At 51.0% G+C, this 17,815-nt stretch carries 14 protein-coding genes and 1 pseudogene; 9 read left to right on the forward strand and 6 right to left on the reverse strand.

Annotated elements, in window-relative coordinates; all coding sequences use genetic code 11:
* Positions 1-3 precede the first annotated feature (3 nt).
* Together AC07UY_RS20380 and AC07UY_RS20385 are read right to left on the reverse strand one after the other, a co-directional pair.
* Positions 4-195: a YnbE family lipoprotein gene (locus AC07UY_RS20380; protein ID WP_203361095.1), complete on the reverse strand. Its 192-nt coding sequence runs from the start codon at positions 193-195 to the stop codon at positions 4-6.
* On the reverse strand, positions 192-2,831 hold the full coding sequence (locus tag AC07UY_RS20385; RefSeq protein WP_494701843.1) for a YdbH family protein: 2,640 nt from the start codon (positions 2,829-2,831) through the stop codon (positions 192-194). The genes AC07UY_RS20380 and AC07UY_RS20385 overlap by 4 nt, the downstream gene beginning before the upstream one ends.
* 729 nt (positions 2,832-3,560) lie before the next feature.
* Between AC07UY_RS20385 and AC07UY_RS20390 the strand changes: the two genes are divergently transcribed.
* From AC07UY_RS20390 to hslJ, 3 genes are all read left to right on the forward strand, one after another.
* On the forward strand, positions 3,561-4,925 hold the full coding sequence (locus tag AC07UY_RS20390) for a sensor domain-containing diguanylate cyclase (RefSeq protein WP_494701842.1): 1,365 nt from the start codon (positions 3,561-3,563) through the stop codon (positions 4,923-4,925).
* 266 nt (positions 4,926-5,191) lie between these two features.
* Positions 5,192-6,181, forward strand: coding sequence for a 2-hydroxyacid dehydrogenase (locus tag AC07UY_RS20395; protein ID WP_203361092.1), 990 nt, complete (start codon positions 5,192-5,194; stop codon positions 6,179-6,181).
* Between the two features lie 112 nt (positions 6,182-6,293).
* Entirely contained in the window at positions 6,294-6,716 is a 423-nt protein-coding gene (gene hslJ, locus AC07UY_RS20400) for a heat shock protein HslJ (protein ID WP_192612319.1), read from the forward strand.
* A gap of 11 nt (positions 6,717-6,727) precedes the next feature.
* Here hslJ and AC07UY_RS20405 read toward each other — a convergent pair whose 3' ends face one another.
* Positions 6,728-6,994, reverse strand: coding sequence for a putative hemolysin (locus AC07UY_RS20405; protein ID WP_494701841.1), 267 nt, complete (start codon positions 6,992-6,994; stop codon positions 6,728-6,730).
* A gap of 276 nt (positions 6,995-7,270) precedes the next feature.
* Here AC07UY_RS20405 and nifJ point away from each other — a divergent pair, with 276 nt between their 5' ends.
* From nifJ to uspF, 4 genes are all read left to right on the forward strand, one after another.
* Entirely contained in the window at positions 7,271-10,795 is a 3,525-nt protein-coding gene (nifJ, locus tag AC07UY_RS20410; protein WP_494701840.1) for a pyruvate:ferredoxin (flavodoxin) oxidoreductase, read from the forward strand.
* Between the two features lie 367 nt (positions 10,796-11,162).
* Positions 11,163-12,296: a porin OmpC gene (gene ompC / locus AC07UY_RS20415; RefSeq protein WP_494660545.1), complete on the forward strand. Its 1,134-nt coding sequence runs from the start codon at positions 11,163-11,165 to the stop codon at positions 12,294-12,296.
* A 153-nt stretch (positions 12,297-12,449) separates the two neighbouring features.
* Complete coding sequence (locus tag AC07UY_RS20420) at positions 12,450-12,665, forward strand: KTSC domain-containing protein (protein ID WP_494701839.1); 216 nt, start codon at positions 12,450-12,452, stop codon at positions 12,663-12,665.
* 80 nt (positions 12,666-12,745) lie between these two features.
* Positions 12,746-13,180, forward strand: a complete 435-nt coding sequence (uspF, locus tag AC07UY_RS20425) for a universal stress protein UspF (RefSeq protein ID WP_494701838.1) — start codon at positions 12,746-12,748, stop codon at positions 13,178-13,180.
* 45 nt (positions 13,181-13,225) lie between these two features.
* Here the strand turns inward: uspF and AC07UY_RS20430 are convergent, their stop codons facing one another.
* Positions 13,226-14,743 (reverse strand): EAL domain-containing protein, encoded by a 1,518-nt coding sequence (locus AC07UY_RS20430; RefSeq protein WP_494701837.1) that lies wholly within the window; start codon positions 14,741-14,743, stop codon positions 13,226-13,228.
* Between the two features lie 140 nt (positions 14,744-14,883).
* On the opposite strand from AC07UY_RS20430, the pseudogene AC07UY_RS20435 reads away from it, so the two are divergent.
* Positions 14,884-15,048 (forward strand): annotated as a pseudogene (locus tag AC07UY_RS20435) (site-specific integrase); the annotation flags it as partial.
* Between the two features lie 40 nt (positions 15,049-15,088).
* The gene (gene ttcA / locus AC07UY_RS20440; protein WP_203361085.1) at positions 15,089-16,024 is read left to right on the forward strand and encodes a tRNA 2-thiocytidine(32) synthetase TtcA; all 936 of its coding nucleotides are present in this window, start codon (positions 15,089-15,091) and stop codon (positions 16,022-16,024) included.
* 45 nt (positions 16,025-16,069) lie between these two features.
* Here ttcA and dbpA read toward each other — a convergent pair whose 3' ends face one another.
* The gene (gene dbpA, locus AC07UY_RS20445; RefSeq protein WP_494701836.1) at positions 16,070-17,443 is read right to left on the reverse strand and encodes an ATP-dependent RNA helicase DbpA; all 1,374 of its coding nucleotides are present in this window, start codon (positions 17,441-17,443) and stop codon (positions 16,070-16,072) included.
* A 29-nt stretch (positions 17,444-17,472) separates the two neighbouring features.
* Complete coding sequence (gene ynaL, locus AC07UY_RS20450) at positions 17,473-17,655, reverse strand: proline-rich small protein YnaL (protein WP_203361083.1); 183 nt, start codon at positions 17,653-17,655, stop codon at positions 17,473-17,475.
* Positions 17,656-17,815 lie beyond the last annotated feature (160 nt).

The following is a 17,815-nucleotide window of genomic DNA, read 5'->3' on the forward strand; positions in this document are numbered from 1 at the left end:
ACCTCAGAATAAATCGCTGCGCGACTTCAGTAAGCTTTCCACGTCTTTATCCACTTTGATATGAATTTCATGTTCAATTTTGACATTCATATTAATGGTTATCGGTTCCTTCGGCGCGGCAACTTCAATACGGGGCGTACAGCCGGTCACTAACGCAGAGGCACACAGCGCCAGCATGGCAGTCATCATTTTCATTGTGGTTCCTCACATTCCTTGCCTTCCGGGCAATGGGTTTCTGGCAACGCTGTATTTTGTTCTAGCCATGCCTGTAAATTGTCGCCAAAACGCAGACTGCGCCAGAGCGTAAACACATTTTCTTCATGGGTGTAGTTCAGATTTACCCGTCCCACTTTTCCATCAACGCGACTGCTGCCTGCAATCGTCGCCTGCATGGTTAATACTCCCAGATTATCTAAATTGATTTTCGTCCAGGAATGGGCAATTTCCATATAACGTAGCCAGTTGATCGCGGCACCCGCAGCCATATTGTCTTTGACCACGGCATCGGCAGTGTCTTTATCAATTCGCAAAGTCATGGGGCCAGGATTCGTCAGCCAGCCATCTTTGATGATCCATTTTTCATTGTTTAACCACAGCGGTAACGCACCGCTCACCGGACCGGACATGGCAAACTGTTTAGGATTGACCGCGCTGATAAGCTCGCTTGACGAGATATTCTGTACCCGCAGGAGTGCCGGCTCGTGCTGTGGCATCCGCAACTGCTGCATGGTGACTTTCCCGCCCAACACATCGACGCTGACATCGCTTAACAGCAGAGGATCCTCTTCGCTCCAGGGATAATTCCCCTGCAGGTCGGCCGTAATATTTTTCGCCGTCACCTGGTTGATGACTTCTGCTATACGCAACGACACCGGCCCCCGCGTACCCAGTTGCCAGACGCCTGCGCTAAAACGAAACGGCAGCACAAAATCCACGCCATTGATTTCGTTGTCAGGCATCCACGCACTACCGCCTTTCAGCACGCCGTGACCGCCCGCTTCAAAACCCTGCTCTTGCGCGGCGGAGAACGCTATCTGCGCATACAGCTCGCCTTCGCGTAATTTCATCTTCCATTCAGGCGGTATTAACGGCTGAAAGACCGTCAGTGACTGCTTTGGCCACCAGGCCTGCCCGCGCAGACGCACGCCATCCCAGCGCCCGATCACCCGTACCGGGCCGATTGCCCCCGCGTGCAGATCGCCTTTATATTGGAAAAACGTCGGATCGCGGCCTTCGACACTGAATTTCAACGTTGAAGGCGGTAACACACTGCCGCCGGTAAAGGTTGTTTTCCCCGCATCAAAGGACAATGCGCCGCTAAAGGCGGGTTTCTTCGCGTCGCGAACCCACACAACCGGGTGTTCAAGGATCAGACGCGGGCTGTCCACCTTCATGGTGCCGTACTGCAGTTGGTCAAATCCGGTAGACAGATCGGTGAGGGTGATCGTTTCGTCATGCCACTCGCCACGACCGGCGACGTCCCAGTGGGCATGCATCGGGGTAAAACTGCCCGTTCCCCAGTAGCGCCACTGCCAACGCCCCGCATCCGGAAGAAAGTCATTGGCCATGCCATCCAGGTGCAGAACAAAATCGCCCATTTTGTTTTCGTGTGCGCGCAAGATAGCCTGCAAACGGCCGTCGACCCCACGCGGCGTCACCTTCACGCCCGCCAGCGGCCAGCGGATCTCATCAATATCCAGAGAATCGATGACCCGGCCACGGGAACGCAGCAATGCGCCTGGCGCGAAGTCCAGTTGCGGCGCGGCCAGACTCCCGGTGAGTTGTGCAGGCAAAATGGCGTAGAAAATCAGATCGCCCTGTTTCGCTTCCCCGGTGACCTGCAAGGGCATCTCACTGTTATCCATGCTGAGTTTCCCCGGTCCGAACGTCAGCACCGCGTTCCCTTTCCCCGCATCGCCCTGGGTCAGCACATTCAACCGCCCGCTCACGAGCGCATTTTCGGGTCCGGCCTGCCAGTTCTCTATTTTGAGTCCCATCCGCCCGCTGAGCGGAAAGCCCTGGTACGGCCACGCCCAGCGCCCGTCGCTAATGGTGAACTGTTGACGCGTCACTTCCCAGGGAAGATCCAGCAGCGGATCCGGATTATCGCGCGCCATCACCACCAGTTGACCGGCGTTGTCCTGCCAGTCAATTTCGGCATCCACCAACGAGGGTTCTTGCGGCAAACTGAGTGTGGTCACGGCATGGCCGCTCACGGGCAGCCCATCGGGCACGAGCGGCAGAGTGAACTCCCCAACCAGTTTCACCGGCGGCTGCTGCTCGAAAGCCGACACTTCCAGTTCACTGACGGTGAGCGTCTGCCCGCGCAGGTGACCCTGGAATGTGACTTTATCGCCCTGATAACGAAGTTGCTGGAGAGTGGGCGTCAGAGAGACCGACAGTTTCCCCTGCCACTCCTGCCAGGGCGAAAGGATAATTTTATCGATATTAATCCAGGTATTGGGCAGCATCGACTGCCATTCAGCCAGCGTTTTGGGGGCAGCCGGTGATTGTGTGGCCTCGGGGAGTTTTGCCAGACAGGCTGAATCAAGCTCGATTGCGCCAACATTTAACCGCCAGCGGCTCGGGTGAGAAAGCCCGGCCTCGGTCACCTTCGCTAACTGGCAGTCGCCGACCAGATAGCGCAGTTCAGGAATGTGTAATCCATCACGCGTAAGACGCGGACTCTTATCCAACGCGATACGCGTACCCACGGGCAGCCAGATCCCTGCCAGTGTGGGAACCCATAACCCCAGCGTCATAATCAACGTCAGCGGTATCAGGGTCAATAATAGAAGTAGTGCGAGAACGGCTTTATATTTACCCTTCATGGGTAGTTAATGTCCTGATTTAGCGAAAAATATAGCCGGTTAAGGCCCGTATTGTGGCATGTTTGATGGTTCACTTGAACAAGGCGCCACTAATAAGGATAGATGCTCTTGAATTATATGTAGTATTTATAGAATACAGATTTTTCATAAAGATATCTAATTAATCAGGTACATAGCACTTAAGGCCCTCGCGGCAATAGTGTGCAATTTTGCTGCCAAATACCCCACAAGCCCCCCAGAGACCCCCAGAATCTGGATATCTGACGCCAGATAAGTGCGATTCCTGAAGCGCTTTCCAGAACCCCAATTCTCTCATTGACGGTGAACATCAACGCAAGCGCCGCGGGATGTACACTGAGCGATACAGTCGCAGGAGTATTCTTCGATCAGTTTTTTGGGCTGCTTATCATTCATTCCGGAATCGGTTGCCTGTGAGTACCACGTAGCCCATCTCTCATCTTTACCCGACTCGCTATGAAGGGAGTAAACCGTACAAGGCGGATTAAGACGCTACGACGGCGAGTGGTGGAGGCGTTATTCTGAACACGTCTGGTTTCAGTATCGCTTTAATATATAAGGGCAAAAAAACAAACAAACGATCCACAGATGCCTCAGCATCTTTTTATACAGATAGCAAACTTAATTTAGTCCGAAAAAAAAGCAAATTTAATCAAAAATGTAATATGTAAAATTGACATAATATTATGATATCTTTTATTGAGCATCATCATGATCACTTCATTGCAAACAAAACACAAAAATAATATAACGCTTTTTTCACTATTATCTATCAGTGCATTCTTGCTTCTGTGGCTCACGCCTTTAAACAACAACCATTACGCGCTTTCACTCTACCCAATCATTGCCACTTTTACGGGTGCCCTGTACATCCAGATAGGTAGCTTTATGATAATGAATTATTTAAGCTACCGTAAAAACAAACATCTACTGCCCCTGGCATGCGCGTTTCATAGTTCAGGGATACTTTTATTTATTGCACTCTACATTTATTTCGCACATTCAGTTCCTAAGAGTATCATTTTTAATGACATTGCTATATTACATACTCTGCGAACAACGCTCACTACCGGTTTGTTTATCGTCGCCCTATATTTATATAAAAAAGAAAAAAACCAACAAAAATATCAAAAAGTTATTGTTTGTTCCGTTTTCCTCTGGTGCATTTTACATCTGGTAGTCGCTGTTCTTTATTCAACCAATACACTGCCACTGTCTTTACTACTGATCGATCCTGTCACCTTCGAGTGGTTATTTCCCTGGCACGGATTGGTTATCTGCTTTTTTATCTCACTTTGGGTAGGTATCGTGTACTTTATCCTCAGCCTGACTCAACTAAAAAACCAGTTCTGGCTTAGCATGTCTCTCGTGGCGTTGAGCAACCTACTGATTTTTACTACGTTATTTAAATATTCCTATATGAACTCAGCTGGCTGGTATCTGGCCCGGGGAGTGGAATGCCTGAGTTCAATGGCGGTGATGACCGTATTAATGTCCGATATATTCCATCGCTTTAAAGCGTCACGCCAGGCCTATGAGCTTTCGTACGAGAATTCAGTTCGCGATCCCATGACCCGCCTGTTTAATCGCGGATTTTTTTATAATTCGCTAAGCCATGAAATCAAAAGCGTTCACCCACAAAAGCCACTCAGTATCATTTTTTGCGATATTGATCATTTCAAATCAGTGAATGATACGTGGGGGCATTTGCAGGGAGACAGAGTCATTATCAAACTTGCAGAATTAATGGTAAGTCTGGTTCGGGAGCGCGATATCGTTGCCAGAATTGGGGGTGAGGAGTTTGCGATTCTACTCCCTGACTGTGATTCAGAAAGTGCGCAAAATATTGCCGAAAGGATGCGAAAACAGATAGAGCAGGCAACCCCTGCAACAACGAACGGTGATTTCCCACGAACCATCACTGTCAGCCTGGGTATCGTTTCTTCTGGTGATTGTGCGGTGGCTGCCGAGCAACTCGCTGATTGGGCAGATCGCGCACTCTATATGGCAAAAAACCAGGGGCGCAATCAGGCTGTCGTCTTTCCCCAGGCCCTGATGTCGCAAAGCACCGTGTGATAGTTAATTTGCCACAGCCTCCATTCTCCTGAATGGAGGCTCACCTTCCCCCTCCGTCAACAACCCGAATCACATCAACGAATGCCTGTGGCGCTTTCTCTGGGTGTCGAAAGTAAAGAACGCGATCTGATTTTAATGAGCTACGTGCATGGACTACAGATGCTCTAGAATTATTCATTATGTCTATGTCTATCAATTACTTTTTAGATTTTGTAAGATAATTTTAATCATGTTAATGTGAAGCCATTATCACTGGAGAAAGTCTTATGAAACTCGCTATCTATAGCACTAAACAGTACGACAAGAAGTACTTGCAGCAGGTTAACGAGGAATTTGGTTTTGAACTTGAATTTTTTGACTTTCTGCTGACCGAAAAAACAGCAAAAACGGCGTATGGCTGCGAAGCGGTGTGTATTTTTGTTAACGATGACGGCAGCCGTCCGGTGCTGGAAGAGCTGAAAAAGCATGGCGTTAAGTACATCGCCTTGCGTTGTGCCGGGTTCAATAATGTGGATCTGGATGCGGCAAAAGAACTGGGGCTGCAGGTTGTGCGTGTCCCGGCCTATTCTCCTGAAGCCGTGGCTGAACATGCGATAGGCATGATGATGACGCTCAACCGTCGTATCCACCGCGCTTATCAGCGCACCCGTGATGCGAACTTCTCTCTGGAAGGTCTGACCGGTTTTACGATGCACGGTAAAACCGCCGGGGTAATCGGTACGGGGAAAATTGGCGTTGCCACGCTGCGTATTCTGAAAGGGTTTGGCATGCGTCTGCTGGCGTTTGATCCCTATCCCAGCGCAGCAGCCCTTGAACTGGGCGTCGAGTACGTCGACCTGCCCACGCTGTTTGCCGAATCGGACGTGATCTCCCTGCACTGTCCGTTAACGCCGGAGAACTACCATTTGCTCAACCACGCTGCATTTGATCAAATGAAAAATGGCGTGATGGTCATTAACACCAGTCGTGGCGCGCTGATCGATTCCCAGGCGGCAATCGACGCGTTGAAAAACCAGAAAATTGGTTCACTGGGGATGGACGTTTACGAGAACGAACGCGATCTGTTCTTTGAAGACAAATCGAATGATGTGATTCAGGATGACGTTTTCCGTCGCCTTTCAGCCTGCCATAACGTGCTGTTCACGGGACATCAGGCCTTCCTGACGGCTGAAGCGTTGATCAGCATTTCTGAAACGACGTTACAGAACCTGAATCAACTTTCCAACGGCGAAACCTGCCCGAACGCACTGTTCTAACCTTTTCGCTCCCCTGCCGTCAGGGGAGCATTTTCAGATAATCACCAATGATTTATCTGACCATATTATTATTATGGTAAATATTCCCCATTATCGAATGTAGAGAACCGTCATGCAAAAAATCGTCACGCTGGTAGCACTCAGCATGCTAATGGCTGGTTGTGTGAGTAACAGCAAAGTGTCCGTTAACAGCGATCAGCTTCAGCACCACCGTTTTGTTCTTGAGAGCGTTAACGGTAAGCCGTTCCCCGCCAGTAAAAATCCCCCGGAACTCAGTTTTGGTGAAAAGATGACGGTTTCGGGAAAAATGTGTAATCGCTTCTCCGGCGAAGGCAAACTGTCTGACGGCGAACTGAAAGTGAAAGAGATGGCGATGACGCGCATGATGTGTGCCGATCCGCAGTTAAACGAACTGGATAACACCATCAGCACCATGCTCAGGAAAGGCGCGCAGGTAGACTTAACCGCCAACCAGTTGACACTGGCGACGGCGGAACAGACGTTAACGTATAAACTGTCAGATTTAGTGCAGTAAATCGGCTGCGATTAATAGCTGCCGCAGCTCCCGGCGGCGAGCGACTGTTCACTACAGCGTTTGCCGTTGGGTAATGCGCACATGCCGATGGCCGAACCATCAAGCTGGCGAGCTACTGAGAGCGAACCGCCAATCATGGCGCAGCCAGCCTCACCAGAGCTGGACATTGCCGCTCTTAAACCGGGCGTCACATGCGCTGCCGTTGCCTGCTGAACAGGTTCACTACTGCAGGCCGACAATAATAAGGCGGCACACCCCACCAAAAATGCTGCGCGCATTTCTCTCCCCTCTAAAAATTTACCCAGGACAACACCGCCATAAATAATAGGCAGCGGAATCTGCGGCGTCGAGAGGCAATGTGCGCATTTATGCGCCCTGGTTACATTTTCTGGCAATTTTTTTCGCGTCTGTTTGATCAAACACTTCATTCTTTTTAATGCATGGACACAAAAGCGAAAATGCGGCCCGACGGAGTTTGCTAAAATTAGAGGATAACTACAGGACTCGCCGATGTTTCGCGCGTCCCTTTATTTTGCGCAATGTAAGGGTGTCATATGATTACTATTGACGGTAATGGCGCGGTTGCTTCAGTCGCATTCCGTACCAGTGAAGTTATCGCCATCTACCCGATTACGCCAAGTTCGACAATGGCTGAGCTGGCAGATGCCTGGGCCGGAGACGGGCTTAAAAACGTGTGGGGGGACATCCCGCGCGTCGTAGAAATGCAGTCGGAAGGCGGCGCAATCGCCACTGTTCACGGCGCATTACAGACCGGGGCATTGTCTACCTCGTTTACGTCCTCGCAGGGTCTGCTGCTGATGATCCCGACGCTGTACAAACTGGCGGGTCAGCTTACCCCGTTTGTCCTCCATGTTGCTGCCCGAACCCTCGCTACACACGCGCTGTCTATTTTCGGCGACCATTCCGACGTGATGGCCGTTCGCCAGACCGGTTGCGCCCTACTGTGTGCCAGCAGCGTTCAGGAAGCCCAGGATTTTGCGCTGATTTCGCACATTGCTACCCTGAAAAGCCGCGTGCCGTTTATTCATTTCTTTGATGGTTTCCGTACCTCACATGAGATCAATAAAATTGTCCCGCTGGCCGATGACACGATCCTCAACCTGATGCCGCAGGCTGAAATTGATGCGCACCGCGCCCGCGCACTGAACCCGGAGCATCCGGTGATCCGTGGTACGTCAGCCAACCCGGACACTTATTTCCAGTCTCGCGAGGCGACCAACCCGTGGTATAACGCCGTTTACGACCACGTTGAACAGGCGATGGATGACTTCGCCGCCGCCACCGGGCGTCAGTACAAACCGTTTGAGTACTACGGTCACCCGCAGGCCGAACGCGTCATCATTCTGATGGGCTCCGCGATCGGCACCTGTGAAGAGGTCGTGGATGAGTTGCTTACACGCGGCGAAAAAGTCGGCGTGCTGAAAGTCCGCCTGTATCGCCCCTTCTCCGCTCGCCATTTACTGCAGGCTTTACCGGAATCCGCACGTGTCGTTGCCGTGCTGGATCGCACCAAAGAACCTGGCGCGCAGGCGGAACCGTTGTATCTGGATGTCATGACGGCCCTGGCCGAAGCCTTCAATGCCGGTGAGCGCGAAACCTTACCGCGCGTCATCGGTGGCCGTTATGGTCTCTCTTCAAAAGAGTTTGGCCCGGACTGTGTACTGGCCGTCTTTAACGAACTGAACAGCGCTAAACCGAAACCGCGTTTTACGGTAGGTATTTATGATGATGTGACCAATCTGTCACTTCACTTGCCTGAAAACACCCTTCCCGGCAGCGCAAAACTCGAAGCGCTGTTTTATGGTTTAGGCAGCGACGGTAGCGTTTCAGCAACCAAAAATAATATCAAGATTATCGGTAACTCAACGCCGTGGTATGCGCAGGGGTATTTTGTCTACGACTCCAAAAAAGCGGGTGGCCTGACCGTTTCGCATCTGCGGGTGAGCGAGCAGCCGATCCGCTCTGCATATCTGGTGTCCCAGGCGGATTTCGTCGGCTGTCACCAGGTGCAGTTTATCGATAAATATCAAATGGCAGAGCGTCTGAAACCGGGCGGTATTTTCCTGCTTAACACCCCCTACCACGCCGATGAGGTGTGGTCGCGGCTACCGCAGGAAGTGCAGGCGGTTCTTAACCAGAAAAAAGCCCGCTTTTACGTGATCAATGCCGTCAAAATTGCCCGTGAATGCGGTCTGGCTGCACGTATCAACACCGTCATGCAGATGGCGTTCTTCCATCTGACGCAAATTTTACCGGGCGACAGTGCGCTGGCAGAGTTGCAGGGCGCGATTGCGAAAAGCTACAGCAGCAAAGGTCAGGATCTGGTGGAGCGTAACTGGCAGGCTTTGGCGCTGGCCCGTGAGTCGGTCGCCGAAGTTCCTCTACAGGCTGTGGATCCGCACAGCGCAAATCGTCCTCCGGTCGTTTCCGACGCTGCGCCTGATTTTGTGAAAACGGTCACCGCCGCGATGCTCGCCGGTCTTGGCGATGCCCTGCCCGTTTCCGCGCTGCCGCCGGACGGCACCTGGCCGATGGGCACCACCCGTTGGGAAAAACGCAACATCGCGGAAGAGATCCCCATCTGGAAAGAAGAGCTGTGTACCCAGTGTAACCACTGCGTCGCCGCCTGCCCTCACTCGGCCATCCGCGCCAAAGTGGTGTCACCTGAGGCCCTGGAAAACGCGCCGGCCAGTCTGCATTCGCTGGATGTGAAATCACGCGATATGCGCGGTCAGAAATACGTTCTGCAGGTTGCGCCTGAAGACTGCACCGGGTGTAATTTGTGTGTTGAAGTTTGCCCGGCGAAAGATCGTCAAAATCCGGATATCAAGGCCATCAACATGATGTCGCGCCTTGAGCACGTTGAAGAGGAGAAAATAAATTATGACTTCTTCCTCAGCCTGCCGGAGATTGATCGCAGCAAACTGGAACGTATCGATATCCGTACCTCGCAGTTGATTACACCGCTGTTCGAGTATTCCGGCGCCTGTTCCGGCTGCGGTGAGACGCCGTATATCAAACTGCTGACGCAGTTGTACGGCGACAGAATGTTGATCGCCAACGCCACCGGTTGTTCTTCAATCTATGGCGGCAACCTGCCCTCAACGCCTTACACCACCGACATTCATGGTCGCGGGCCTGCATGGGCGAACTCATTGTTTGAAGACAACGCCGAGTTTGGCCTGGGCTTCCGTCTGACGGTGGATCAACACCGGGTACGCGTTTTGCGCCTGCTGGAACAGTTTGCAGAGCAGATCCCCGCAGAATTAAATGATGCGCTGCATGCCGATGCAACGCCGGAAGTGCGCCGCGAACAGGTCGCCGCTTTACGCCTGCATCTTAAAGATGTAGACGCTGCGCGTGAGCTGTTAACCGATGCCGATGCGCTGGTAGAAAAATCGATCTGGCTTATCGGCGGTGACGGATGGGCCTATGATATTGGCTTTGGCGGTCTTGACCATGTATTAAGTCTGACCGAAAACGTCAATATTCTGGTGCTGGATACCCAGTGTTACTCCAATACCGGTGGGCAAGCGTCAAAAGCGACACCTCTGGGCGCAGTGACTAAATTTGGCGAGCACGGGAAACGTAAGGCACGTAAAGATTTGGGCGTCAGTATGATGATGTACGGTCATGTTTATGTCGCACAGATTTCATTGGGCGCGCAACTGAACCAGACGGTGAAGGCGATTCAGGAAGCCGAATCTTATCCGGGACCGTCGCTGATCATTGCCTACAGCCCCTGCGAAGAGCATGGCTACGACCTGGCGTTAAGTCACGAGCAGATGCGTCAGCTAACCGCGACCGGCTTCTGGCCACTGTATCGCTTTGACCCACGTCGGGCCGATGAAGGTAAACGACCGCTGGCGTTGGATTCTCGCCCGCCGTCAGACGCGCTGGCCGAGACGTTGCTCAACGAGCAGCGCTTCCGTCGCCTGAATACCCAACAGCCGGAAGTGGCCGAGCAGTTGTGGAAAGATGCCGCAGCGGATCTGCAAAAACGCTATGACTTCCTTGCCCAATTAGCCGGGAAGGCAGAAAAGAGTGATACGGAGTGATCCTGAAAGTAAAAAATTAGCTTTCAGATAAAAAAAAGCCCGAACAATCGTTCGGGCTTGTCAATTTATTCGCTGGGAAATAAATACCCATCGCAATGGCCAACGAAAAAAGCAAAAAGTGACAATAAAGGCATATAACCCGCGCAGAATATCGCAACAAGTTTCGCTTGTATAATTTTTATTTTGTATATATCACACCAATACATTCACGAAAATTATCACCATTTCAACTGAATTATTTATTTAAGATTTTACTTAACACGTAACAATTCATACTTATCGATTTACGGAACTTCTCATTTAGCATGCTTTCACTCCCTCATATGGGTAGTCACAGGTAATTAAAAAAAACTAAAGGATTATTTCGATGAAAAGAAAAGTACTGGCCCTCGTTATTCCTGCCATGTTAGCCGCAGGTGCTACCCACGCCGCTGAAGTTTATAACAGCAACGGCAACAAATTAGATCTTTACGGTAAAGTAGTCGGTCTGCACTACATGTCTGACGACGCCAGCAGTGATGGCGACCAGTCGTATATGCGTATGGGTTTCAAAGGCGAAACTCAGATCAATGACGAACTGATCGGCTTCGGTCAGTGGGAATACCAGGTTAACACCAACACCACTGAAAGCGACCACGGCAACAACTTCACCCGTCTGGGTTTCGCGGGTCTGAAATTCGGTGACTACGGTTCATTCGACTACGGACGTAACTACGGCGTAATGTACGACGTAGAAGGCTGGGTGGATATGCTGCCAGAATTCGGTGGCGACTCTTACACCAAAGCGGATAACTTCATGACCGGCCGTGCCAACGGCGTTGCCACTTACCGTAACAACAACATGTTCGGTATGGTTGACGGCCTGAGCTTCGCATTGCAGTTCCAGGGCGCTAACGAAAGCCAGGTTACTGACGAAAATGGCCAGGAGATCCAGGAAGGTACTGGTAACGGTAACGACAAACGTAATATCAAAAACTCCAACGGTGACGGTTTCGGTATCTCCACCTCTTACGACTTCGGTATGGGTGTAACGCTGGGTGCGGCGTATACCTCTTCTGACCGTACTAACGAGCAGGTTGAATTCTCTACTGCAGGCGGCGACAAAGCTGACGCATGGACTGTCGGTGGTAAATACGATGCGAACAACATCTATTTTGCTGCAATGTACTCCGAAACCCGTAACATGACCCCGTATGGTGACAGCTACAACACCATCGCCGACAAAACACAGAACTTTGAAGTGACTGCTCAGTACCAGTTCGACTTCGGTCTGCGTCCGAACATTTCTTACCTGATGTCTAAAGGCAAGGATCTGGGCACCGACGGTGACCAGGATCTGGTAAATTATGCTGAAATCGGCCTGAGTTACTACTTCAACAAAAACATGTCCACCTTTATTGATTACAAAATCAACCTGCTGGACGAAGACGACAGCTTCTATGCTGACAACGGCATCGCCACTGACGACATCGTAGCACTGGGTCTGATTTACCAGTTCTAAGTCTACCGGCCCGCTGGAAACAGCGGGCTACTCTCCCTTCCCTGCCCTTCATAACACTGTTTTATTTCTGCTAAAACAATATATCTGTTGCGTAAAAATCCCTGCCTGATAGATGATAGCTGGCATAAGAACCTGTCATAAAGGACGCCTGCCATGCACCATCATCCTGTAAAATCATCGCGCATTGCATCCGTCGGTTATGATGAAACATCCCGCACGCTGGAAATTCTTTTTCATCACACTGATGCCGTTCTGCAATACCATGATGTTCCCGCCCGTATATTTCATAATTTTCTTAGCGTTGTCTCGAAAGGGCGATTTTATGACGGCGTTATCAAAGGAAAATTCCCGGAACGGAAATTGAAATGACACAAAATGTGACTCCCGTCATTATACATAAAGTGCCATTAGGGGGTAGAATCCAGGCGGATACTTAAACAGGAGATTTTATGAGCAGAATGATTCTTGTCCCTATCGATATTTCAGATTCAGAATTAACTCAACGCGTAATTGCCCATGTCGAAGCGGAGGCAAAAATTGACGATGCACAGGTCCATTTTTTGACCGTGATCCCGTCACTGCCCTACTACGCCTCGTTAGGTCTGGCTTATTCGGCTGAGTTACCCGCGATGGACGATCTGAAAGCCGAAGCAAAATCTCAGCTGGAAGACATTACCAGGAAGTTCACTATCCCCAGAGACAGAGTGCACCTGCATGTTGAGGAAGGCTCTCCGAAAGATAAAATACTGGAAATGGCGAAAAAGTTACCGGCCGAGATGGTGATTATTGCCTCGCATCGCCCGGATATCACCACGTATCTGCTTGGCTCCAACGCCGCCGCCGTGGTGCGTCACGCGGAGTGTTCCGTGCTGGTTGTTCGCTAAACATGGCAGCCCGCAACGGCGTTGCGGGCTTTTAAGCGATTTTCGTTACAAAGAAATCCGGTGAAAGCCAAATAACAGCGCGGGCGCCAGTCGATAAAAAGGCACTGGACGCCAGAAATAATACCCCTGTAAAAAATGAATCCCTTTTGAATTCAAGTAGTCAGCCTGATGCTGCGTTTCAACGCCTTCTGCGATGATTTTTAACGACAGCTTTTTCGCCATATCAATAACGCAGTCAACCAACAGAGTTGAATCCGGGGAGTTGCTGATCCGTCGCACAAAGCTTTTATCAATCTTAATGAAATCAACAGGAAATTCGTTGAGATAAGAAATGCCAGAATAGCCGGTACCAAAATCATCCAGCGCCACCAGTACACCATGGCTACGCAGACGAGCAAACATCGAGAGGGTTTTCGGCGTCAAGGCCATCGGTTCCCGCTCTGTCACTTCCAGTACCAGCGTGATTTTTTTGGCGGACAATGCATCCAGTAAATGCAAGCAGTCATACTCCAGCACTTCGCTTTGCCCATGCGCCGCACTGATATTGATACCAATATGCAAACCTTCCGGTAAGTGCGGCATCACCGGAGTAAGATCCTCAATAACCCGCATCATGAGCTTATGTGTCAGTTCGATAATCAGACCGGTCTTTTCTGCTAGAGGAATAAAAACGTCAGGCGGTATAAAGCCCGCTTCAGGGTGCTTCCAGCGAGCCAGTATTTCGAAACCGTCAATTTTTCCACTCGCCCCATTCACCACCGGTTGATAAAAAGGGACGATCTCTCCTTTGTCGATGGCCCGGCGCAAGTTCTCTTCAGGGGTCGTATATTTACTCAGGTAACGATGGAGTATCCACCCGGTGATTAGCGACATGATCGCAAGGATAGCGGTAAGAAAACCGCCCTGGGAGATCAAACGTCCCAGACTAAAAAATGGCGGTGGGTCGTATTCAATTCTGAAAGGATAACGCAACGATTGCTGATGCGCCTTGTCCTGCCGAACTGACGTGAAAGGTCTGACAACATCATTGTAATCTAACATTTTATTACCTACCACGAGGGTAAGCTGTATTCGGTTTGACGCGGTCTTCAGCGCGGTGTTGAGATGTACAAACCCAATACTCGCCCCCACATAACCAGAAATGCCCGGCGCCAGATAAAAGAGCACTGGGGTTCCCCCGGTGATTTCATCGCCTGGATAGAGCGTAAGACTGGCCGCCGTCGATTTATCTTCGTGAATTTTTTGGGTCTGACTCCCCAGCAGTGAGGAACACCATACTTCGTGATTACGGATCAGAACGACATAACGTAAATGTGGTCCCATTGCCGCTTCGCGATTCAATATCCGTTGTGCATCGGTAGTACAGGAACCGGCCGTCAGCGGACGAACAACGCTAACCGCTTTTATGGCCTCATCCACCATACTGTCTGCCAGGGATACCGACAGTTTTGCTTCCTGTACTCTGTCTGTATATGCCGCGCGCCAGAGTTGCCAGTTCAGCGCCGTAACACCGACAATAAAAAACACGAAACCACAGAGTAAGGAGACCAGCGTTGCTCGCATAATGGCTTTCCAGTTTGGGATATTTTTTATAGCTTTCCTGAATCGTAAAAATAGCCTGCTTTCAGGAAAAAAGTGTGATTAATCAATAAATATTGAAAAGACCCGTTATCAGCATATTTGATGCGCTGAGAACACAGGTAAAGGCAAAGCCCTACACGGCGCGCAGTCGCCTTGGTGCAAGATAGAACGTTGCTATAAAACGTGCTGACATTCGTCGCCGTAATCCGTACCATACGCGACATACTTTTGCCTGTTGGCTTTTGCCAGCCGGAGCTAACCCGTCATTTATCACTAACCAGATGGGCATAATAACGCGCCCGCTTTTGGTGTCTGAGACAGTAAATAATGCAAGAAAATCAAGAAGTAACAAAGAAAGAACAATACAACCTGAACAAATTACAAAAACGTTTGCGTCGTAACGTGGGCGAAGCGATTGCTGACTTCAACATGATTGAAGACGGCGACCGTATTATGGTGTGCCTTTCCGGCGGGAAAGACAGCTACACCATGCTGGAAATTCTGCGTAATTTGCAGCAAAGCGCGCCGATCAGTTTTTCCCTGGTTGCCGTTAACCTTGATCAGAAGCAACCGGGTTTCCCGGAGCATATTCTGCCGGAGTACCTCGAGCAGTTAGGTGTAGAGTATAAAATTGTCGAAGAAAACACTTACGGGATCGTAAAAGAGAAAATCCCGGAAGGTAAAACGACCTGTTCCCTCTGCTCACGTCTGCGCCGCGGGATTCTTTATCGCACGGCGACTGAACTTGGCGCGACAAAGATTGCGCTTGGTCACCATCGTGACGACATTCTGCAGACACTGTTTTTGAATATGTTCTACGGCGGCAAAATGAAAGGTATGCCACCGAAGCTGATGAGCGATGATGGTAAACACATTGTCATTCGCCCGCTGGCCTATTGCCGCGAAAAAGACATTGAACGTTTTGCGCAGGCCAAAGGTTACCCGATTATTCCGTGTAACCTTTGCGGCTCACAGCCTAATCTGCAACGTCAGGTGATTGCCGACATGCTGCGCGACTGGGATAAACGTTACCCAGGGCGAATTGAAACCATGTTCAGCGCAATGCAAAATGTGGTCCCTTCTCACCTGAGCGATATCAATCTGTTTGACTTCAAAGGGATCAAGCACGGTTCCGACGTCGTGGACGGTGGCGATCTGGCGTTTGACCGCGAAGAAATTCCGCTGCAACCCGCAGGCTGGCAGCCAGAAGAAGACGAAAACCAACTGGATGAATTACGACTGAATGTCGTCGAAGTGAAGTGATCTTTCAGCGTCTCAGGTGTGATACCTGAGACGCCCTCTTAACGCTTATTTCAACAAACGAACCCGGCAATTCTTGCCTTTAATCTTGCCGTTTTGCAATTGTTTCCACGCTTTGTGCGCGACCGACTGGCGAACCGCCACGTAGACATGCGCCGGATGCACGGTAATCTTGCCAATGTCGGCGCCATCCAGACCCATATCACCGGTCAACGCCCCCAGCACATCGCCAGGACGCATTTTGGCTTTTTTGCCGCCGTCGATACACAGCGTCGCCATCTCAGCCTCCAGGGGTACAATCGGGCTGCTTCCCGGCGTCACCAGCCAGTTGAGTTTAAGCTGTAGCATTTCGGACAAAATATTCGCGCGTTGTGCTTCTTCCGGCGCGCAAAAGCTAATGGCCAGCCCGCTGTTACCCGCACGGGCGGTACGACCAATACGGTGTACGTGAACTTCCGGATCCCATGCCAGTTCGAAGTTGACCACCAGCTCCAGCGATTTGATATCAAGACCACGGGCGGCGACATCAGTTGCTACCAGCACGCGGGCGCTGCCGTTTGCAAAGCGAACCAACGTCTGGTCACGATCGCGCTGTTCAAGATCGCCGTGCAATGCCAGCGCGCTTTGCCCTGCGGCATTCAGCGCATCGCAAACTGACTGGCAATCTTTTTTGGTGTTACAGAACACCACGCAGGATGCTGGCTGATGCTGGCTGAGCAATTTTTGCAGCAGCGAAATTTTGCCGTGCGAAGAGGTTTCAAAAAATTGTTGCTCAATCGCGGGAAGTGCGTCGACAGAGTCGATTTCGATGGTGAGAGGGTCCCGCTGAACCCGCCCACTGATGGCGGCGATAGCGTCAGGCCAGGTGGCAGAAAACAACAACGTCTGGCGTGAGGCGGGGGCAAAACGGATCACCTCGTCAATGGCGTCGCTGAATCCCATATCGAGCATACGATCGGCTTCGTCCATCACCAGAGTATTCAGGGCATCCAGCGAAACGGTGCCTTTTTGCAGGTGATCGAGTAAGCGCCCTGGCGTTGCCACAATGATATGCGGCGCATGCTGGAGAGAATCACGTTGAGCGCCGAAAGGCTGCCCACCGCAGAGCGTTAAAATTTTGGTGTTGGGCAGAAAACGGGCCAGACGACGCAACTCTCCCGCGACCTGATCGGCCAGTTCGCGGGTGGGGCAAAGCACCAGGGATTGCGTCTGGAACAGACCCGCATCAATATGCTGCAAAAGCCCAAGGCCAAATGCGGCCGTCTTACCACTGCCGGTTTTTGCCTGCACGCGGACATCACGCCCGGACAGAATGGCTGGCAGCGCGGCAGCCTGTACCGGCGTCATCTCAAGGTAACCCAACTCGTTAAGATTCTCGAGTTGAGCGGTGGGCAAAACATTCAGGGTTGAAAAAGCGGTCACAATAAAATCTCGTCGTAAATGGCTGGTAATCAGCAGGCGCGTATCCTCGCAGATCTCAGCTTACGATGCGACATTTTAATCGGTTCTTCATCTGGCGGCGGATCGGGCATGGGCTGCGGACGAGGAATGGGGTCGGGCATCGGTATCGGATCGGTTGGCAGGGGTTCCGGCTGACGCGTTTGTAGGTGCAGTAGGGTTAAAAAGCGGTTCATGTTACCCTCCGGTCGTTGAGGCTGACACTTTTAGGGTAGTCCCGCAGGCAAAAAAAAGCCGACTAATCTAAGTCGGCGTCGTACGAATCAATTGTGCTATGCAGTAATTCAAAAAAGGAAGTAAGACAATATGGAGCGCAACGCCCATCGCTTGACGTTG

The sequence above is a fragment of the Citrobacter sp. GW821-FHT02E08 genome, assembly GCF_059421685.1.